This is a genomic window from Paenibacillus sp. SYP-B3998 (assembly GCF_010820665.1).
Lineage (GTDB): Bacteria > Bacillota > Bacilli > Paenibacillales > NBRC-103111 > Paenibacillus_E.
Genome location: NZ_JAAIKC010000005.1, coordinates 184,882 through 205,873, shown reverse-complemented (window position 1 = coordinate 205,873; position 20,992 = coordinate 184,882). Strand labels below are relative to the sequence as shown.

Here is a 20,992-nt window from a genome sequence, read left to right as displayed (position 1 = left end):
ACGTTAGGGAGCTTGAGCTTATTGCTGGCATTTATCAGAAGTGTTCAAGCTGTTCTCTTGGCGGTACTCAGACGGTGTAACACTATACTTCTTGCGAAACACTTGCGTGAAATGACGCATGTCTTGATAACCGATCCGTTCCGCGATATCGGCGAGCTTCATCCTAGGGTTCATCAGGAGTTGCTTTGCTTGTTCCAGCCGCAGATGAATGACATACTCCTTAAAGCCTGAACCGGTCTTCTGTTTGAACAATTGACTGAAGTAGACAGGGTTCAAGTAAACAATAGAGGCTACTTTCTCCAAGGACAAATCATCATGATAGTGCGTGCGAATGTATTGCTGCGCGACTTCTATAGAGCGATCGCTGCCGCTAGCATAGTGCTCGTAGACCTGTGTGGTGGAAGCTTGTCGCATTCGCTGCACCTCTGCCGGCACTGCTTGGAACTGCTCGATTCGCTCAGAGCTCATAAGCTGAAACGGTACTTTCAAGTATTTGATGAGATGCAACCGCAGTTCATCGACCAACTCAGGCAAACTGACCCCCGCTGGCAGTGTCACCAACCCCAGTAAACTTTTACTGTCGTGCACTGTGACGAAGCCTTTGCCATAGTTCTCAATCAATTCGAGCAGGACGTTCTCAATAATGAAATTTTCGAGATGAACGACCTTGTCACACTCCATCTTCACCATGATAAGGTGGAAATAGGGGTGCTGCTCTATGAAAGGCCCCATATCGATGCGTCCTGTATCAAGTCCTAATGCCCAGCGCTGAAAGACGGCTTCTTGCAAATATCTGCGATTCGTCTTCAACAGCTGTGCTTCCTCTGTTAATTCCGTTTCCCGAGCAATTTCACCGCTCATTTTCTCGATCATTTCCGTTAACATTTCCTTACCGATTGGCTTGAGCAAATAATCTTTAGCCCCTAACCGAACAGCCTCCTGAGCGTAGGAAAACTCCGAATATGCGGAGATAACGACCCATTTGACGTGGGGATGCCGATTACGAGAAATTTTCATAAGCTCCAGACCCGTCATGCCAGGCATTAATATATCCGTGAGGACTAGATGAATGTGATGATTACGAAGCAGCGCCATCGCTTGTTCCGCATTCGCCGCCAAATGCATCCTGTACTGCGGGAACCGATTGATCAGCGTACGTTGAATTCCCTCACGAATGACAGTTTCATCGTCAACAATGAGAATGTCCACGTTCTAACCTCCTTTCCGGGGAAGCGGAATCGCAATCGTAACCGTCGTTCCTTCCCCTTGCTTACTTTGAATGCTTAGACCGTAAATATCCCCGTACATAAGGATGATACGACGATGAACGTTGGTTAAGCCGATACCTCTTCTTATTTTCTTCGAAGCACTGCTCAAACTATCTGAGCTAGAACTACAACGCCCGTCTGTATCCTGCTGATAATCAGCGTGAGCATCCATAGTTGCTGTCCCCTTCCTAAGGGTCTCTTTCATCTGTAGAAGTACGCTTTCCTCGATACCAACGCCATTATCGGAAATAATGATCCGCAGTTCCTGTTCACGGACTTCCGTGGATACGCGAATGACACCAGGCTGGTCAAAAGGTTCCAATCCGTATTTGACTGCGTTTTCGATAATAGGTTGAATGGTCATCTTCGGCAAACCTGCATCCAACCAATCGGGAGCCACATGAATCTCCGTGCTGACTCTCCCTTCCAAACGACTCTCAATAATCGTCATATAATGCCGCATTTGATCCAATTCCTGACGCAGCGTTGTCTTGGACGCTTCTTCCCAGTCACTGCTATAACGGAACATATGCGATAAAGCTAAGATAACCCGGCCCAGCCTGTCGTTCTCCCGTTCATCTAACATCCAATAAATCATATCCAATGTGTTATAAAGGAAATGTGGGTTGACCTGCGACTGCAACGCCTGCAGCTCAGCGTTTTTCTCGCTAATAGAAGACAGGGTGATCCGCTCGATCAATTCGTCCATCCGATTCACCATACGGTTAAACGAGGAAACCAACGAGTTGATTTCTTCAAATGATTTAACGGTCACGGAGCCCTTGAAATTCCCCATTTCCACCTGCTTCATCTCGCGGATCAGCAGCTTCAGCGGGGAAGCGATATTCCGCGAAATCAAACTAGCCAATGCGGTCGATAAAATAATAAGGATAACGATGACGATGTATAAATACTCTCTCGTTTTGACAATTTCGGCATTAATGTCGCCTTTCGGCGTAAGTCCCAGCACCGTCCAATCCGACATCTTCGCCTTAGCCGCAACAATGAGCTGATCCGTTCGATCGTCTACTATAATTTGGTCGGTCTGCGGACGAGGAAGGCCGCTGAACGAGGGCAGCTTGACCTGCTCCTTCTCTGTGGAAGCAATCATCCGGTCCTCCCGGTCGACAATGTACACGCGACTATTCGGGCTGATTGTGACATTCGATAGCGCGGCTAGAATAGGCTGTGGATTCGTCTCGATAAGCATGACCCCGATCATTCGATGATCGGTCAGATCGTATAGCTTACGACCGAATACGAAGAGCGGATCATCGCTTAAGCGATTAATAACAGACCCCTGAAATAAGCCTAACCACACCATCTCCCCCGAAGAATCAGTTAGCTTCTGATACCAATCTGAAGTTGAATAGTTCGCATCAATCACACCGGCAAATCTTCGCTCGTAGTTATAGTTTTTCCCGGCGTTGGTAATGACATGAATACCTACAATATCATCGCGAGAATAATAAATCGCACCCAAGATATTCGTAATGGTTCGTTCATTTATAACACTAAGGGCCGGATCTTTATTCGCTTCGCGGTCTTCAATAAGGCGCAGCATCTCATAATTACTATTCAGCGATTTGGTGACGCTATCATAGCCTTGAAGCAGCAAATCGAACAAACCAACCGTTTGGGAAATATTTTTTTCTGCCAAATCGCTAATTTTACTGTGAATAATATCGGTTGTCTTCTTATAATAAAGAAAGCTCACAATGAGCAAAAGGACCATCATGCAGGTTAGGAATAGTAAAAATAATCGATTATGTATAGAATGAAGGCCCCGTGCCACGCTCATCGGTCCCCTTTCGTTATGCCTTTACTCCCCATCTTAGCATAGGTAACAAAAAAGAGAGAGAAGTGAAGTTAACCCTTCACCGCTCCCGCTACCATGCCTTTTGTAATTTTATCTGCTAATAAGAAGTAAATAAGGATGACCGGCAGTGCGCCTAGCACCAAAAATGCCCCGATTGCCCCATAATTAACGGAATACTGACTGACAAAGCTGTTCACACCGAAAGGAAGCGTCTTAAGTCGTTCCGATGAGATGAACGTCGCGGCCAAAATATACTCATTCCATATGTTAATGAAGGTTAGAATGCACACCGTCATCATCGGGGGAATGGAAATAGGTAGAACGACGCTGCGGAAAATTCTTATCACACTGGCTCCATCCATGACCGCCGATTCTTCAATTTCATTCGGAATCGATTTCATGAAACCGCTTAGGATAAATACGGCAATCGGTGTCTGGAAGGCCACATAGGGCAAAATTATGGAAAGATGCGTGTTCAGAATATGCATATTTTTAAAAATAATCATAAGTGGCAATAAGGTCGCTTGCAGCGGAATCATCATGCCAATTAAGAAAATAACCATCACCGTCTGACCATATTTCCAACGAAAACGGCTGATCGCGAACGAGGCTAATGAGCTAAGCAACAGTACGACAACCATGGTCAACGAGGTAACGAGCAAGCTATTTTTTAAGTATTGAAAATAGTGCCCTGCTGCAATGGCATCGCTGAAATTTTTCCATTGCGGGGATGCCGGCAGCGAGAAAAAACGGCCTGACAAAATTTCCTCATTATTTTTCAATGAATATATGAACAACCACAGCAGCGGATACACTTGCGTAACCACTAAACCAGAGAGAAGGACAAGTGCGAGCACCTTCACGATGGAGAGGCGTTTGCGTCTCACTTCGGCAGTAGGCTTCACAGAAACTACACCCAGCGTTGAATTCATGTTGACACTCCCCTCCTTCATGAGAATTTTCTTTCTAATTTGTTAAATACCGTGTTAATAAGAACGGTCGCAATGAGGCAAAGGCCCACCAAGAAAGCAGCAATGGCGCTTCCATAGCCATATTTCATGGATAAAAAGGACATGTTGTACATGTGTGTAGAGATCACATCTGTTGCATGCGCAGGCCCACCGCCTGTCATGACCATCACCATGTCGAACGCTTGCAAAGAACCGATAAAAGCAAGAACAATCGATATTTTGAAAATCGGAATATTCATAGGGAAGGTAATATGCCAGTCAGCCTTCAAGCCCTCCGCTCCATCAATTCGGGCCGCTTCATAAATATCCGCAGGGATGTTCTGAATGCCGGTGAATTGAATGAGCGTATGGTAGCCTAAGTACTGCCAGAGCGCTACGAAATAAAGCGAGTACATCGCGATTTGAGGATCAGTTAACCACGATCTCGTCCAACCATGCAAATTCAACAGGTCGAGAACTTGATTGAGCATACCTCCCATCGCGGCAGGATTATAAATTGTTTTCCACAGTTGGCCAATGATAACAACGGATAAAATAACAGGAAGAAAGTAGCTCGAAACGAGAAAATTAGGCTTCTTAATGAACCTATTTAGTAACATCGCTACAAATAAAGCAACTGGAATCTCAGCCATAGAGAACAAAGCAAACATTAACGTTCTGCGCACCGAAGGCCAGAATACTGGGTCAGCAAACAACAAGGTATGGAAATTTTGCAAGCCAATGAACTTCGATTCGCCGATACCATTCCAATCCAAGAGCCCGCTATAGAGCGAAACAAGGATAGGCACGAAAACGAGGCCTACATAGAGCACTAAGCATGGCAATACAAACATCGCTATCGTCCATTTGGAGACTCTTAACACATTCACTTTACTCGCCTCCTCTATTCAGAATGTGCCAATCGGAACTTACCTCTAACACCTTGACGGCGTCAAAGATAAATTCCGATTCGGCTGTTCACTCATTTTATTTTTTATTTGTTTCGTAGGCAGTTTGATGTTCTTTGGCTACATCGCCAGCATCTTTCTTCTGTACGAATATATTTTGGATACTTGTCAAGTGACCTTGAGCCGTTCCTGGGTTCATCGTGTTATCGAACGCCAAGTCCCCGCCTTTTACTTGCTTGAACATGCCCAACACTTCCATTGCCATGTCGGAGTAGCCTGCTGCCTTGAAGTCTCCTTCTACTTTTTGCGCTACGCCTACTGCGCCTTTTACGGAGAAAGCTTCTTTGGGATAGTTCAACATGAAATAGTTTAAGAAATCTTTGGTTTCCTTCAAGTGTTTGCTATTCGCAGAGATAGCGAATCCGCTACCCGGAGCAAGCATGAACTCATCTGGGTTACCTTTGCCTTTAACGGTTGGAAATTTGAATACGCCCACTTTACCGTTCACAGAGGAAGTTTCGATACCGCCTGTTGCCCAACTGCCCATAAAATACATTGCGGCTTTGCCGGTTTTGAACAAGTTCTCGCCTGCGTTGTAATCAAAAGAAGTCGCACCTTCTTGGAAGGCGCCAGCTTGAATCAAATCTTGGAAGCTGCTTACTGCATCCGTGAAAGCAGGGTCTTGGAAAGTCTTTTTGCCATCAACAACGGCTTGCAGGAAGCCCGGCCCGCCATTTGTACGAAGCAGCACGTTCATGAAAAGGAACGAACCTGTCCAGCTATCCTTCTCACCGATTGCCATCGGTTGAATGCCTTTTCCTTTAAGCGTTTTTACGGCAGCGACCATTTCTTCAAATGTTTTCGGCACTTCAACGCTAGCTTGTTTGAAGAGGTCTTTATTGTAGTAAACAAGACCGATGTTATTGCCATCAGGCAAGGCATAGATGTTTTTATTGAAGGTATAAAAATCAAGAATCCCGTTTTGGAACGTATCCTTCAGCCCGTTTTGCTCTACCATATCATTCAGTGGGGCGAAGAGGCCTGCATCAACGAATGGTTTCATTTGCGCGGATGGATTCACGATCGTGATATCGGGAACTTCCTTGGAAGCTGCTTGCGTTTTCAGCTTTAATTTCTGTTGATCGGTATTGAGGGAATCCAACTCGACTTTGATGTTTGGATTTTTCGTTTGGTAATCATTCACGATTTTCTTTAACATGCCGTTTTTCGGATCGGTTGGATCTGGGTATATATTTTGAAAGGTAATGGTAACGTTTTCCTGCTTTTTCACATCAGTTGTGCTGCCACCGCTTGCCGTCGCTGTTGCTGTTGTAGTCGTTTTGCTGCCAGTACCTGCCGCACCGCAAGCGGTTAAGCTAATGGCTAATGTGCTCGCCATAACTAACTTAAGCGTGTTATTTTTTGTTGCCATTTTTGAATCCCCCTTATGTATTTAATGGATTTGATGTGCTTATTATCGCTCGAAAATGGAAGCATTTACAATGCGGAAACTATAGATATCAGGTTTACTTTTTATAGGTAGTGGAGGAATAATATAGGTGTGCATAAATATCAAATATCAATATCGTATTTCTGTTAGTTTAATTTTGTTAATGATGTGCTATAATAATTTAAAAAAAGAGGGAAGAAGGTCGAAATATGGCTACAGATATGCCACTGACCAAAGAGGCTATCCTAGATGCAGCGGAGGTTGTGCTCCGACGGTTCGGGCCCGAGAAAACAACCGTGGTTGATGTCGCCAAAGCATTAAGAGTGAGTCACGGGGCACTTTATCGGCATTTTGCAAGCAAAGCATCCCTAAGAGAAGCTGTGACCGAGCGTTGGCTCCAGCAAATTGCCGATACGTTGGAGGCTATCGCGTATCAATCTGGCGGGCCAGCCCTTGAGCGATTGCGGCACTGGATCGATACGCTCATAATAAGCAAGCGGACTTATGCGGCTAACGATCCCGAAATGTTTACGATGTACACGGCCGTCACCTTAGAGAGTGTTGAAATGATCTCCGCTCATATCAACAGATTAATTCAACAATTAGCTCAAATCGTTGAGGTTGGTATTGCAGTAGGCGAAGTTAAGCCTGGCAGCAGTGAATCCATTGCCAAGGCCATCTTCATGGCGACAGTCAGGTTCCATCATCCCGCGCATGCTTATGAATGGGTGAATGCCAGTGTCGACGAGGAATTCCAATCTGTTTGGCAACTCGTTCTATCAGGAATCAAAACGAAAACGGAATCAAAAGATGCATGAGTGCTAGCTTTTCCCTAATGCCTGCATCCGAGAAATCAGCAAAAAACCGCAAGCCTTTATCCCGAAGGATGCACTTCGGGATAGGAATGCGGGGAGTACATTGCACATACCTGTATGAGGAGGAATTACCCAAAGTAGAGAAATTACCTCCAGTAATTAAAGGTTAGCGGTTTGCCGGAAACAACGATAATCCTTATTTTCAGAATAAATTACCGCTTGCTTCCACATAAACGCTGCCAGGAAATTTTTCGAATACTATAGGCATACTTGTTAACAGATTATTCGAAACATCCACAAATTTCAATTGGGTTAGCTGCGCTAACTCCTGAGGTAGTTCTTTAATTCCAGTATAGCTAATCTGCAAGACTTCTAGCTTCGTTAGCTTCCCGATCGAGCTCGGCAGCTCCTTTAAGATCACCTTGTCCTTCGTAATTATTGTTGTCCCCGGTTCAAGGTCCCAATAGCAGCCACAGCGGATAGTAAGCCTACGAAGCTCGCTGAGCTGGCCAATCTCTTCAGGTATAGCCATCAAATCTGTCAAATGAAGCGTGAGCTCCTCCAGTTGCGTCAGCTGAAACAAGCTCCGTGGAAGCTGGGTGACTTTATTTTCAAAAATTTCAAGGGACTTCAGACTTTGAATTTGGCTGATTTCCTCTGGAATAGATGTAATTCCAAAGCCGACGACACGCAGTTCTTCCGCTTGATGTCTAATCGCATCCGCTAGAAATACGTTGAATTCACTGTTGAAATCCCCCTTCAAGAAGAGTCCCTTGACCTCTCCAGATAGCCGCTGCGCTTCTTCTTCATCGATTTGAATCCTCGCTATCTTCTCATGGGCAATAGTAATGAGCCAGTCTCTACCTTCAGCATCAAGAAAACTTAAGTCTTCCGGCAAGCCTGGATGCCGCCAGTCGAATAATCGGTTAGCCACAGACTTCAATATGACCCCACTCTGAGGCGAGCATCGATAGAAATAGACCGTGCCTTCATAGGTATAAGCAACCTCAAGCTTCCGCATTAAGCTTTCACAGCTTTGTTGCTTTACTAGAAAGGGCTTGAGCTGTTCCAAAATATGTTGATATGCAGCACGCGGGTCATCATTCCGATCCACCAACACGAACATAGAAGCATGCTGTATCGCGTAATCAATAAGTCTAGTATAGGCCTCTCCCTTGGGATCATTATAAATCTCCAAAATATCGCCTCCCCGATTAGTTCTTCTTATTCCTTTTCACAACATTCAGAATCAAGTTCACAATAGACACGAGCAGAAACAGACTTAGCAAAATGTTCGTGACATGAAGCTCTGACTTCAAGCCTCTTATCTCCGTTTCCATACTCCACGAGAATCGATTCGTTTTATCGGCTAAATCACCGATTCGCTAGCTAATATCGTTAAAAAATTGATGAAGTTCTGAAAAGTCCATTATCCATCATCCTCCATTCTTTTTATTACTCTACCATTTTCTAACATCAATTTGAGTGTTTGCTTTTATTTTACATAATACGACATTTTATTATCATCATCTGTTGTAAATTATGATAAAATCCTACTAATAGACTATGTTCTTGAAAAGCAGTTCACCTACTTATTTCGTGAAGAGGGCAAGGATGAAATGAGGTACCTACTATGGATGTGACTTGGAAGAAAAGCGCTAATTTCCTACTAGTTGATGATCAAGCGTATAATATTAGCCTTTTAGATCGCATTCTACGTCGTGCGGGCTTTTCCAACATACACGCTACGACCGATCCCAAGCAATTAAACGATCTGTTTGACGAGGTCAAACCAGATCTTATTTTGTTGGATTTACATATGCCGGAAATGGATGGGTTCGAGGCATTGAAGCTTTTAAAAAGTCGCGTTCATGAAGGCAATTATTTGCCCATTTTAGTGCTGACCGCCGACGTGACTCAAGAAGCTAAGAAAGAGGCACTGCATCTTGGAGCGCATGATTTTCTTACGAAGCCTCTGGATAAAACCGAAGTCGTTTTACGAATCAATAATTTACTCAAGACACGTTTCTACCATTTGCAGCTTCAAAACCATAATCAACGTTTGGAGCAGCAAGTTCAGGAGCGGATGTTGGAGCTAGAACAAGCGAAGATGGAGATTTTGCAATTGCTCGGACGCACCTCCGAATTTCGCGATGACCAGACGGGACAGCATACGCAGCGCGTCGGCCGGATGGCGAAGGAGATAGCTGATGCTTTGGGGCTTCCGTTCAAAGAAGTAAGGCTCATAGAACGGGCCACGCCCTTACACGATTTAGGAAAAATAGGCATTCCGGATGACATTTTATTAAAACCAGGAAGATTTACGCCCGAGGAATTCGAGCATATGAAGACACATACGACCATCGGCGCAAGCATACTCGAAGGAAGTCTGTTCCCTGTCCTTCAATTAGCCCGCACGATTGCTTTGTCACACCACGAGAAGTGGGATGGTACGGGATACCCGCAAGGATTAAAGGGAGAAGAAATTCCACTGGCTGGGCGTATTGTAGCAATCGCAGATTTCTATGATGCCTTGACTCACGAACGCCCTTATAAACAAGCTTGGTCACAGGAAGAAGCTTTGACGGAAATTTTGAAGCAGCGCGGCATTCACTTTGATCCTAAGGTCGTGGACGCCTTCATCAGCACATTGAAGAAAAACAACAATTCAGAATGAAGATGGAGCGGTGTTCGTAACACCCCCATTCATTGTCCAAAAAGGAAGCTTTAAACGCGAGCCCCTTTTACATGAAATCTGCAAACTATTGGCTTGCTCCCAGAATGCCCAAGCCTTCGAGCAGCAAGCCTACATACGCAGCGAAGAGGAAGATGACCATGTACAAAATTCTATTGATTGAAGATAACGAAATGAATCGCGATATGTTATCTAGGCGGCTGCTCCGCAAGGGATATGAGGTCATCATGGCTACGGATGGGCAACAGGGCATCGATATGGCAGGATCAGAAGCCCCGGATCTCATTCTCATGGATATGAGCTTGCCCATCTTGGATGGCTGGAACGCCACCCGACAGCTAAAAGCCTCTCCAGAAACGAAAAATATCCCGATTATCGCGCTAACCGCCCATGCAATGGTAACAGATCGGAAGCTAGCCATGGAGGCGGGCTGCGATGATTTTGACACGAAGCCCGTGGAGTGGAATCGACTGCTCGAGAAGATGCAGGTTTACTTGAAAGAGACATAAGGAAAGGCTCTGACGCATCCTGCGGACAGAGCCTTTCCTTATGCGCAGCGGTTCCACTAAAGCGGAGGCAATGGATCAAGCCTCATCTGTTCTTTAACGAAAGGCTATGTTATGCATTAATGTTGATTTTTGAACAAAAAAACCGCCATATGTATTGAACTCCCGTTAACAAAATAAGAATATATTATCCTTCACGCAAACCTAAATATAGTATTTCTTTGTTATCAACAATTGCGATATAGATATCGCCTTTTTCAACTGGTTTGTATATTAAAGTTCCGACTGGTAGTTTGGTAGCAGTATAATTCTCGAATTCGCCACTTTTTTTAGTTTGCTTCTTAATCTCCCCGACTTCTTCACCTAATGTTAATTCCCGTTCATTTACCCACTTAATATCTTCTGCATTACGATATATAATGCCATTTAACATAAAAATATCTGCATCTTTATTATTTGTTAAAATATCTTTAGCAGTTGGATTTCCTATATAGCGAGAATTACAAGAAGCAATTATAAAAGTGATGGACAGTATTCCAAAAAGTAAGCACAATTTTCTCATTTAAATCCCCCTTTTATTTTATGACGTTATGAATATTAAATAAGTTTCTCGCTTTTCACTATCCTGCCGTTAGCTTAACACCACTCTCCAAATGGGAAGGCCCGTCATTAAATCAACAACAATGTATAACAGAGCCTAACGGAAAAGAATCATCCTCCGCTTAGTAAGCCTTCGGTACCTCAACCCTGTGGGTCACGCCGTCCTCGGTGAAATAAATCGATGTGTCGAAACCTTGGTCGTCCATAAAATAGGACACATATTTCGGCTCGCCGTGCTTGATCGGCACGAGCAATGTCGCAATTCGATGGCTGCGGGCTGATTTCGTCGTCGCCTTAAGATGCCAATGCAAAGGCAATCCTTCCACTTCGGATAGATCCACACCTTCAAAGCTATGGCTCTGCGTAAGCGCAAGCTCGCCAGAAGAGCAATAGACGAACCGACCGTCCATATCAGCCTTGCGCCCCTGCACCTTGAATGATTGCCCATCAAGCTTCATTTCGTAAAGGGTCTGGAACAGCCAGTCAATGGAGCCTGCTTGTGATAGATCGATGTGATCCACGACAACGACGTAGCCGCCAAAAAAGTACAACTCGCGTATGTATCGCTCCAAATAAGGCACGTTCTCCTTGTAAGCTGCGGTTGCGTTGGAGCGCGAATACCCGTAGCCCTTGCGCTGCTCCGCTGCCTCAACAATACCTGATGCCGCCATATTGAGCACTTTATTCTTCTCTGCGTATTGCCCCTGTCCATCAATTAAGATGTTATTGGTAGAACGAGTCTGTCTGCGCCAATTCATATGCATCGTGCTGCCGAATGCTACATAATAACCGCTCTCTATAGCTAACGGCTCCCCATAAGCATGCAATAGGAACGAATTTTGATCACCGTGACTATGGCTGACAGAACCGTATTTGCTGCTTTTGGTCAACAGCATGATATGACGCTCTGGATCGGCCATCTGCGAATGGAAGGCCACCCAGCCGATATCTCGGAACCATTTGACGGGTTCGATATGTTCATCCGTAGGCACGACAGGCTCCACTTGCGGATAATCGTGACGATAAATCATTTCATCAAAACGAAAATCCCACCAGCCGTAGTTGTAAAATTTCAGCTCCGAATCGGTGTCGGTCTCCCGCACCCGTTCGAAATACCACTGGTAAAGACCATTTCCGGTTACACCCGCGAATTGGCGAATGTTAAATCCCGTTTTCAAGCTAACAGGGTCACCTAGTGTAGATTGGTCGCAGAAGCTAGCGCGAAGCGTATCCGGGCTGAAGGTATATAAAGGAAAATCTCCTGTTTTCGTGAAAAAAGGGCGCTTGTAGAAATCAACGCTTGTATATTTCTTCAACAAATTCATCGCTTCGGTCACAAAAGCCATGCCAGTCGTCCAGTACATCGGCCCTTCTGCCCATCCGCCATCAGGACCACCCCATGGGGAATATAAGCACGCATAGTATTCGACCGTGTAGTCCAGCCACTCGCGAACTTCCGGCTCCTCATCCAGCATGACGATGCAGCAAGGCACCAGAACGCTCGATAACGAGCGAACCGCGTGGCTGTCAAACGGCACATGATGAATCTTGGAGTGGTCGATCACGTGGTGCGCAACTTGGCGTACGCGTGCCAGCAGCACTCGGCGGACTTCTATACGCTCCTCTTCCGTTAACTGAGCATGCAGCCAGTCGTAGCCCCACGCAATGGCCCCTGCCATGCGGAACGAAGCCTCGTCATTATAATCTCGGCTAGTCGTTCCCAAGGCGTCCCAGCTGCACAGATGCAGCAGCCATGTTCGCGCACGTTCCAACAGGGATTTATCCTCTAGAATGACGCCAGCTACGGCTAAATGTCGGACCGCATACAACGCTTCTTGCGCATCCATGTACATTTGACGCCAAAGCTTAGCAATTCGCTTATTATTCGGATACGGCTGCGGCTCAGCAAGCAATTCGCGTTGAAGCCAAGGCTGGACAGACTTCTCATAGAAGGCATCCCAGCCACAGTAAGTAGGGTCCGCGGCTAGCTGGCTGCGGAATGCCGATAGCTCTTCAGCTTGCAGCCACAGGCGCGGATGTGCCATGTTTGCTTCTGCATAGCGGCGTTCCCGGCTTGGCAAAGGCGTCTCGGGTAATCCTACCTGCACGTCAAATTGCCGTACACGGCTCCAAACCGTTTGCTCGCCCGCTTCTGTCAACAATGCATACCGCCAGAAATACGTACCCGGTGTTAACACTTTGTCAGGCGTATACAGGTTATAGAGAATGGGCTGAATCGTTCGAGTCTCCGCCTCAATGAACAAATCGGATTGAGAGATTTGCAGCACATAGCGATCTTTCTCAAGCTGCGCGGGAATCCAGGTGAAGCGAGGCGGATTCTCTAGCAGGACAGTTTGTTCATTCGGTTCGTATTGCACAGTCAATACGCCGCTTTGCGGCTCATATAACGGTAATAACGAAGTCATATCCATTCTCCTTCGCACGAGTTCTCTATGTAAAAAACAAGCCTTGATCTCTGGTAAGTTGGATACGGGTAGCGCTATCCGGAACACCCGAAACGGAAACCTCAATCTCCGTTGTAGTAAGCCATTTCACCTCCGCACGGCTTCCCGTGCGATAGACATGAATGAAATCAGCCCTAGCGTCCGTCCGTTGGTGTAATAAGGCGGTCAGCGGCACGCTCGGATCTATGGAATCACCCGGTGTGTGAACCGCGAGCAGCTCATCCCCCGGCAGGATGAGCGCCGTGTGGAACACCGTCGCTTCGTCAGAGCCAGCTCTAAGCACGTACGACGCGTGTACCTGCGCGCCTTCGCTTTCGCTGGAGCCGATCGGCACGAAGCGGCCGATTACGGACAGCATCTGCTCTTGGACACGCAGCGAGTAAGCCGATGCATCGCTAACGCTGAGCGCTTCCAGCTGCTCAGAAAGCGGTGGAACGGCTGGATGCATCCACCAAGCTAGCTGAGTAGGCTCTTCGCCTGTGAGCTCAACGTGAAACCAATCCAGCAGCCACTCGCCGCTAAGCAGCACATGGCGATCTAACACGCAGCCAGCATAAGCTTCCGTCGACTGCAACCATGCATACACGCGGGTAGCTGTCGCTTCAAAACGGACGCAGCGCCCCTCGTGCGGCGCTTGCGAAACGCCACCCACCGACACCGTGTTGTGACTCGCCGTTTCGGCGAACCATGACTTACGTAACGATGAGCCGTAAGGCACCATCCCGTAATCAGGGGTCCATGTTTGCACGGGATGCATCAACGTCAGATGCAGCTTGTCGAAATGGCCGTGAGAACCGCCATGCTCGCCGAAATCGGCGAGGAACGATAGCGGATTCCCCGCCACACGGCCAACGGCGAAGCCGGAGTCCGCGAAGAGTCGTGCTTCGCGTGGCTCTGGCCCTGCGGATACAGCCGCTTCGCGCAGCTCTGACCCTGGTACGGCGGCTTCTCCTGCGCCATACAGATGGGCCTCGAGCTGGCAGCGCTCGCCGCTCGCAGCGCCTAGCTGCCGGTAGGCTTCGCGGGCTACCGGCGCGAGGCTGGCAATGCCATAGATCGCCAGCCCTTGCTCGGCGATCTCGGCGATCTCACGGGCGTAAGGCTCGCGCGCCAGAGGCCCGTCGTGCAGCGCTGGCAGGGCTCCGCGATCGTCGGCGAGATCGGCTAACGCGACGAGCATGCCGCGCATGGATTGGCCCGCTTCGCCTTCGCATGCGTAGAGATCTATACCAAAGCGTTTTGCCATTTCGGCGGAAATTAAATAGGCCCGAAGCACAAAAACATGGTAATACGTGCTTCCTTCGAATTCCAACTGATCAGGCTTCACTCCGATCGATAAATGATGTTTGAAGCCGCCGGTCCCTTCAACAAGCACTTCCAATGCTACTCGCTGCCCGCGGGCAGCGTACACGCAAGACAATGAAGCGTTAAGCCAAGCGGTGTAATTGTTCTCCGGATTATTCCGCTCATGAATAAGAATACGCCGATATTCCTCCATACTCCCGGCGAGCAGCTCCAGAAAGGCATCAATAGCTCCTTGCTCCTCGGAGTTGAACGTAACGCCTTCATCGCGTAGAAGGAGGTAAGCGCGAATCAACGTCGTGGACCAGATCGCCTCCGTCAGCGCTTGGTGAAACGCCCGCCCTTTCAGCATCCAGCCCTGTGCTTCAGGATGCACAGGATAAAGCGGGAACTGCTCGGCGTATTCAACGAGCAGCCGTTTACTGAGACTCGCATAATCCTCGTCCCCATTCACGGCATACACAGCCGCTGCCTGCAGCGCAATGCGTGCGAGTGACTGATGCTTGAACACGAGCCATGCCCCTTTGTATGCCTCGCCCTCGATGCGGCAGCCATACGGACAGAAGAATTCGGATGCACTCACAGCCAAGGTATCGAACATCAGTTCGGTATTATGACGTGGACAAACATACTGGTGCCACCAACCCCCAGGTTCTCTCGGAATCAACAGACTGCCTGCATCAAGCAGCCTATCGATCTCATTTTTCAGCTCATTGACTAGGTTTGCAGCCCATGTAAGTCCCTTCAACTTCTCCCCTAACCTCGGCGTCATACTCATCGCATCATCATCCCGCCGTTGATCTCAATCGTTTCACCTGTCACGTAGGCAGCTAAATCCGAGACTAGATACAATACCGCTCCTGCGACATCGTCAGGCGTTCCTTCGCGCTGAAGCGGAATGCCATTCACCGTAGCTGTCCGTGCTGTGTCTGTCGTGAATGTCGCATGGAACATCGTATTCCCGATAAAACCCGGCGATACATTATTTACCATAATGCCGTTTGCGGCTACTTCCTTGGCTAATCCCTTAGAGAAGGTCAAAACCGCCGCTTTGCTTGCTGCATAAATGCTTGACCCCGGTCCGCCGCCGTTATGCGCAGCGACAGAGGTCATATTAACAATGCGCCCGCAGCCCTTAGCTTTCATACCCGCCAGTACTCTTTTACTCATGAACACTGTACTCTTCAGGTTGACATTCATAATACGCTCATACATCTCTTCCGTCATATCCGCATTGGGAACACGCTGCACAAGATGTCCTGCATTGTTGACAAGAATATCAATCGTTCCACCGAACGCCCACTCAACCTCGCCTACCAATCGATCGATTTGCACTGTATCCGTTACGTCTGCTTGCACGAGAATCGCTTCGCCTCCTGCTGCTTGAATGGCAGCCACGACTTCCTGTCCTTGTGCCACATTGTTCAAACAGTTCACGCCAACCTTCGCCCCATTGCTCGCTAAAGCGATTGCAATCGCACGTCCAATACCCGCATTAGACCCCGTAACAAGCGCTATTTTTCCAGTTAAGTCGATCTTCATTCTGATTTCCTCCCATAGCTCTAATTTCCGTCGTCTTATGCTTCCGAGTAGCCGTCTTTCCCCCGCATCTTGGATCTATCCATCTCTGGCATCGTCATTGTCATACAGGTTCCTTTTCCCCATTCGCTGTCGATGGATAAGCCATATGCCTCGCCAAAAACCATCTGAATGCGTCGATGGACGTTCATTAAGCCGATACCTCCGCGCTTCGCACCTTCGATCTCATCAGGCTCCGCCAAACGGTTCATCTCCAGCTTCTTCCGCAGCTCAGCAAGCCGTTCTGGTTTCATTCCTGCTCCATTGTCCTCAACGTACACTTGAAACAGGCCATCCTCTTTACGGGCATTAATACAAATATAGTGGTGATCTTCTACGCCATCAGGAAACGCATGTTGAAAAATATTTTCTATTACGGGCTGCAGCGTCAGTCGAACCATTTTTTCCAAAAGCAAACTAGGCGGTACAGCTACATGAATCTCGAAATCGCTTCCCGTCCGATGCTGCAAAATAATCATATAATTACGAACATGGTTAAGCTCATTGGCCACCGTGATTTCTTCCAAATTGGTCTGAACCGAATAACGCAGCATGAAAGCCATCGCTTCTACCATCTCAGTAATTTCGCTCGAATTCTGTACAATGGCATAACAATTAATCGTTTCCAAGGTGTTATACAAGAAATGGGGATTAATTTGAAGCTGCAGCGACTGGAATTCAGCCCGTTGACGTTCCAGCTTCGATTCACCTAGCTCAAGCGCGTTCTTTTGCTGATCTAGCTCCGCCTCATACACTCGTTCAATCATATCTGAGAGACGCGTCACCATCAGATTGTAGCTATGGATCAAACCGCCGATTTCGTCCGTACGGCCGATCTCATCGATGTACTGCCAATTCCCCTTTTCCGTCTCGCGCATGCTTTCCTTCAACCCGCGAATAGGTGCAATGATCGAACGACCGAATCGAGAGGCTAGCCATAATGCGATAGCAAGCGTTACAAGCCCGACACTAATCGTCGTCGTCCGAATCGTATCGGCAGGACGTCGCAATTCCTCAACTGGCATGGAAGCGACAAGATTCCAATCGGAGTAGCCTGATTTACGAGAAACGTACATCCTTTGCTCACCGTTATACTTGTGCAGGAACGTTTGATTTCCACTTGCCAGAACAAGCGAGGCCAACTCATCGCTGGGCTTACGCTCTCCCATTGACGGTGGATAAATATAGTTTCCGGCATCGTCGATGATAAAGAAGAAGCCTGCTTTGCCTAGGCTGACACGGCTCCATATTTTAGCCAACTCGGCCAGCTTAATCTCAATCGCGACTACGCCACGATCGTCTCCGTAGGAAGGCCCTCTGACTTTACGAGCCATCGTGACCACCGAGCCTTGATCTACAGGCCGGATACTCATGTTGAGCAGCACAATTCGTCCGTCGCTTGGCGTAGAATTCATCAGATTCGCATATTTCTCCTGCACGAGAATAGGATCGAAATTAAGCAAGTTTTGATTCTCATAAATGACGGAACGGCCATGCTGCCCGACAACATAAATCATATTAAGTTGTTTGTATAAAGTGACGATAGATTCCACAGAAGCTAAAGCGAATTTCTTGATTTTATCGGAGTACTCGTAATACTCGTAAGCATCATTGCGCTTAATCTCCATGAAAGACCGAACATCTGAATTAGATGAGAAGGAGTTGCTCAGCAGCTCATACGCTTGCAAGTAAATATCCGTTTGATAATTGGCGCTGTCTATCATTTGCTCCATATACTGCTTGACTTGCCTGTCTAACGCCCGCGAGGACTGCACATAAGAGAAGACGCCTACGGATAAAAGCGACAAAACAATGACGATCATGAAATACAAATAGATTTGGCCGGAAAGCGTTTTCCTCTTCATGAACGGATGCCCATCTGCTGGCGATATTCAGAAGGCAGACAGCCTGCATACTTCTTAAACGTCTTTGTAAAATGAGGATGATCGGCATAGCCGACTTCACCCGAAATATCCGTGATTCGCCACTGCGGCTGCTCCAGCAGCTTCTTCGCCTTCTCCATCCGCCTACGCGTCCGATATTGCACGAACGTCTCCTGGGTGGATTGCTTAAACAACTGACTGAAATAAGAAGCGTTAAGTCCAATATGATCGGCCACTTCTTCTAAGGAAACTTCCTCGGCGAGATGCGATTCCATATACCTTTTCGCTTCCTCGACCGGGTCCTTGAGCTTGCCTTTGCGCCTGATCCTTAGCTCTTCCAGATGCCCGCGCACCGCACAAGCAAATCGAAGCCATGTCTCCTCTTCATTACTGGTTCCTACTAACGCCAGTTCTCCCTGCATCAAATACACATCGCGCGCATTCAACCGTTGATGTAGGAGCGTATGAATTTCTTGTAAAATGTCGCAAACCCGGTTTAGCTTCAGCTTGTACTCACGCAGCTCGCTCCTGATTTCATCGAGTAAAGCATTCAGTTCCGCTTCCTGGAGCATCCATACCCCGAGCTCCATGCGGCTAGCCCACTGCTCTAGCTTCGTTACGGCGACGAACGTTTCAGAACTTACTTTGCTTTTCGTTAAAACCAGCTTTTCCAAAACGCCCTGAAATCCCTTGATATTAACAGGCTTAAGCAGGTATTCTTTCACCCCGAAAGAGACACACTTCTGCGCATACTCGAAATCGCTGAAGCCGGAGATGACGACCACTTGAATATCAGCGTCCATCTCAGCAACCTGGCGGCACAGCTCCAGCCCGTCCATCTTCGGCATCCGAATATCCGTGAATAGAAAGTCCGGCCGTTCCTCTTGAATCCGCTGCATCGCGGCAACGCCATTCTCGGCGGAGCGCAAGCTTTCGATGGGCAGCTCCGATTGTTCCACGAGCTTCTGTAATCCTTTACGTATCATCGGTTCATCGTCGACAATGAGTATGCGGTACATGAGGAACACTCCTTCCTTTTATCTCCTGAGAAAAGCCTGCTCCCCACGGCTATAAGCTCGTGAGGAGACGGAGGGGCTCAGCAATTGAGCTTATTATTTACGCGGCATCGACACTGTCGTACCGGAGTCTTTATTATTGAATTTCTCCGTTGCTTCCTTGATTACGTCGTTCCCGCCTTTGGATTTCCACTCTTCTAATACTTTCGGCCAATCCGAGATCGATTCTTTGCCGTACACCATTTTCACCATATGTTGCAAAATAACTGGAGGCGCTTGATCAGAGAGCGGCGAAATATCTGGATTTTTCATTAAAGCCTCTAGTCGTGGCTCGAAGGAAATGCCATCGCGACCTTCATTTTTCAGCGTTGTATCATAAACGTTCATTAATTTTTTACCTTCATCGGTAAAGCTCAATGTCCCTTTATTATACGTGGTGTCCTGCACGAGCCACAAGAAAGATTGACGATAGCGCTCTTCGTCAACAGCAGTCGCATCTGTTGGACTCTTGTAATCGATTTTGCCATCCACCGTTTTGTAGGTGTCACCCTCAATACCGAAGGTGAAAAATTTCTCAGCTTCGTCAGACATCATCCAATCGAAAAACTGGATGATTTGCGCGGCATTTTTCACACTTTTACTGATGAAGTAAGCGCGCGGCGCAGGACCGTATAAGTAGTGTCCACCTTTGCCATCAGGGCCCGTAGGGGAACCAATAATCTCAATATCGCCTGCCGGAACATTCGCTTTCAGTTGTGTTTCCCACTGTAGAAGCTCGTTCGCATTCATGGACCACATGCCTGCTTTACCTGCCAGAATCGTATTTTTGAACACCGTTGCGTTGATCGTAGCGAATTCTTTGTTGATTAAGCCCTCATCAAACATCGTTTTGTACGTTTGCAGCGCTTTGGTCATGTTCTCCGTATCGAAGAATTTCGGCAAAATTTGATCGCCCTGCTTCTCAAACATCGACAGGTACGGGAATACGTCGTATGCTCCAAAGAAGGAATCCGAATATTTGAAATTTTCACGTCCCATATAAGGGTTCTCAACACCCATTTCTTTGAACTTGCGCAATACGGCCATGTACTCATCAACTGTTTTCGGTACGCCCAGGCCTGTTTTATCCAACAAATCTTTGCGAATGAAAATGGCGCGGCGTGACGGGTTGGATAAGTACTCCGGTATCGCAAAAATTTTGCCTTGGTAACTTACGTTATCCCAAGCTTCCTTCGGCACTTTTTTCAACAAATTCGGCCCGTATTGTTTGAGAAGATCGTCCAGCGGCATGAAGACGCCGGCTTTCACTGAACCTGCCATCTCCTTCCCGTTTACGCCTCCACTGCCCTGCACAACGTTAGGGATGTCATTGGTTGCAAACATTTGGATCATTTTTTGCTCATATTCTTTGTGGGGAACAAGCACGATATCCATGTCAGAGTTCGTTAACTCTTCAAGCTTCTTCACCCATTTGTCCTCATTAATATTCGGCGATTTCTCAACATGTCCGAAAGCTAACGTACGTAAAGAAATCGAAAACTTTGTTTTCTCAGCGGGCTTCGCGCTAGCTGTGCTGGATGCACTCGGCTGTTCAGCTGGCTTGGTCGAGCAAGCCGCCAGCATGCTCGCCATTAATACAGTTGCCATCGTGGCAGGAATCCACTTTTTCATCGTACCCCTCTTTTCGTATCACTAGGATAATAGCGCTTTCATTACCTCATTGTAAGAGCGGTTTTC

Annotated in this window: 16 protein-coding genes; 3 read left to right on the top strand and 13 right to left on the bottom strand. The window is 47.3% G+C overall.

Going from position 1 to position 20,992, the window contains the following annotated elements:
- Positions 1-18: 18 nt before the first annotated feature.
- From GK047_RS15640 to GK047_RS15620, 5 genes are all read right to left on the bottom strand, one after another.
- Positions 19-1,209: a response regulator gene (locus GK047_RS15640; RefSeq protein WP_163948412.1), complete on the bottom strand. Its 1,191-nt coding sequence runs from the start codon at positions 1,207-1,209 to the stop codon at positions 19-21.
- 3 nt (positions 1,210-1,212) lie between these two features.
- Positions 1,213-3,069, bottom strand: coding sequence for a sensor histidine kinase (locus tag GK047_RS15635; protein WP_205516808.1), 1,857 nt, complete (start codon positions 3,067-3,069; stop codon positions 1,213-1,215).
- Positions 3,070-3,137: 68 nt separating this feature from the next.
- A complete protein-coding gene (locus tag GK047_RS15630; protein WP_163948409.1) occupies positions 3,138-4,019 on the bottom strand; it encodes a carbohydrate ABC transporter permease in 882 nt (293 codons plus the stop codon).
- A 17-nt stretch (positions 4,020-4,036) separates the two neighbouring features.
- Positions 4,037-4,927: an ABC transporter permease subunit gene (locus GK047_RS15625; protein ID WP_163948406.1), complete on the bottom strand. Its 891-nt coding sequence runs from the start codon at positions 4,925-4,927 to the stop codon at positions 4,037-4,039.
- Between the two features lie 97 nt (positions 4,928-5,024).
- Positions 5,025-6,377, bottom strand: coding sequence for an extracellular solute-binding protein (locus GK047_RS15620; RefSeq protein WP_163948403.1), 1,353 nt, complete (start codon positions 6,375-6,377; stop codon positions 5,025-5,027).
- A 227-nt stretch (positions 6,378-6,604) separates the two neighbouring features.
- Between GK047_RS15620 and GK047_RS15615 the strand changes: the two genes are divergently transcribed.
- Positions 6,605-7,213 (top strand): TetR/AcrR family transcriptional regulator, encoded by a 609-nt coding sequence (locus GK047_RS15615; protein ID WP_163948400.1) that lies wholly within the window; start codon positions 6,605-6,607, stop codon positions 7,211-7,213.
- Positions 7,214-7,412: 199 nt separating this feature from the next.
- On the opposite strand, the gene GK047_RS15610 is transcribed toward GK047_RS15615, so the two are convergent.
- Positions 7,413-8,408 carry a leucine-rich repeat domain-containing protein gene (locus GK047_RS15610; RefSeq protein ID WP_163948397.1) on the bottom strand — a complete coding sequence of 332 codons (996 nt, stop codon included), beginning with the start codon at positions 8,406-8,408 and terminating at the stop codon, positions 7,413-7,415.
- A gap of 435 nt (positions 8,409-8,843) precedes the next feature.
- Here GK047_RS15610 and GK047_RS15605 point away from each other — a divergent pair, with 435 nt between their 5' ends.
- Positions 8,844-9,887: an HD-GYP domain-containing protein gene (locus GK047_RS15605; RefSeq protein WP_163948394.1), complete on the top strand. Its 1,044-nt coding sequence runs from the start codon at positions 8,844-8,846 to the stop codon at positions 9,885-9,887.
- A gap of 71 nt (positions 9,888-9,958) precedes the next feature.
- The gene (locus GK047_RS15600) at positions 9,959-10,414 is read left to right on the top strand and encodes a response regulator (protein WP_240343980.1); all 456 of its coding nucleotides are present in this window, start codon (positions 9,959-9,961) and stop codon (positions 10,412-10,414) included.
- Between the two features lie 184 nt (positions 10,415-10,598).
- Here GK047_RS15600 and GK047_RS15595 read toward each other — a convergent pair whose 3' ends face one another.
- The 7 genes from GK047_RS15595 to GK047_RS15565 all read right to left on the bottom strand — a co-directional run bounded on the left by GK047_RS15595 (position 10,599) and on the right by GK047_RS15565 (position 20,926).
- Positions 10,599-10,973 (bottom strand): hypothetical protein, encoded by a 375-nt coding sequence (locus GK047_RS15595; protein WP_163948391.1) that lies wholly within the window; start codon positions 10,971-10,973, stop codon positions 10,599-10,601.
- A 160-nt stretch (positions 10,974-11,133) separates the two neighbouring features.
- Entirely contained in the window at positions 11,134-13,437 is a 2,304-nt protein-coding gene (locus GK047_RS15590; RefSeq protein WP_163948388.1) for a DUF4962 domain-containing protein, read from the bottom strand.
- A gap of 25 nt (positions 13,438-13,462) precedes the next feature.
- The gene (locus tag GK047_RS15585; RefSeq protein ID WP_163948385.1) at positions 13,463-15,556 is read right to left on the bottom strand and encodes a heparinase II/III domain-containing protein; all 2,094 of its coding nucleotides are present in this window, start codon (positions 15,554-15,556) and stop codon (positions 13,463-13,465) included.
- Entirely contained in the window at positions 15,553-16,320 is a 768-nt protein-coding gene (locus tag GK047_RS15580) for an SDR family NAD(P)-dependent oxidoreductase (RefSeq protein ID WP_163948382.1), read from the bottom strand. The genes GK047_RS15585 and GK047_RS15580 overlap by 4 nt, the downstream gene beginning before the upstream one ends.
- A 35-nt stretch (positions 16,321-16,355) precedes the next feature.
- A complete protein-coding gene (locus tag GK047_RS15575) occupies positions 16,356-18,221 on the bottom strand; it encodes a cache domain-containing sensor histidine kinase (protein WP_163948379.1) in 1,866 nt (621 codons plus the stop codon).
- Positions 18,218-19,258 (bottom strand): response regulator transcription factor, encoded by a 1,041-nt coding sequence (locus GK047_RS15570; protein ID WP_163948376.1) that lies wholly within the window; start codon positions 19,256-19,258, stop codon positions 18,218-18,220. The genes GK047_RS15575 and GK047_RS15570 overlap by 4 nt, the downstream gene beginning before the upstream one ends.
- A gap of 93 nt (positions 19,259-19,351) precedes the next feature.
- On the bottom strand, positions 19,352-20,926 hold the full coding sequence (locus GK047_RS15565; RefSeq protein ID WP_163948373.1) for an extracellular solute-binding protein: 1,575 nt from the start codon (positions 20,924-20,926) through the stop codon (positions 19,352-19,354).
- Positions 20,927-20,992 lie beyond the last annotated feature (66 nt).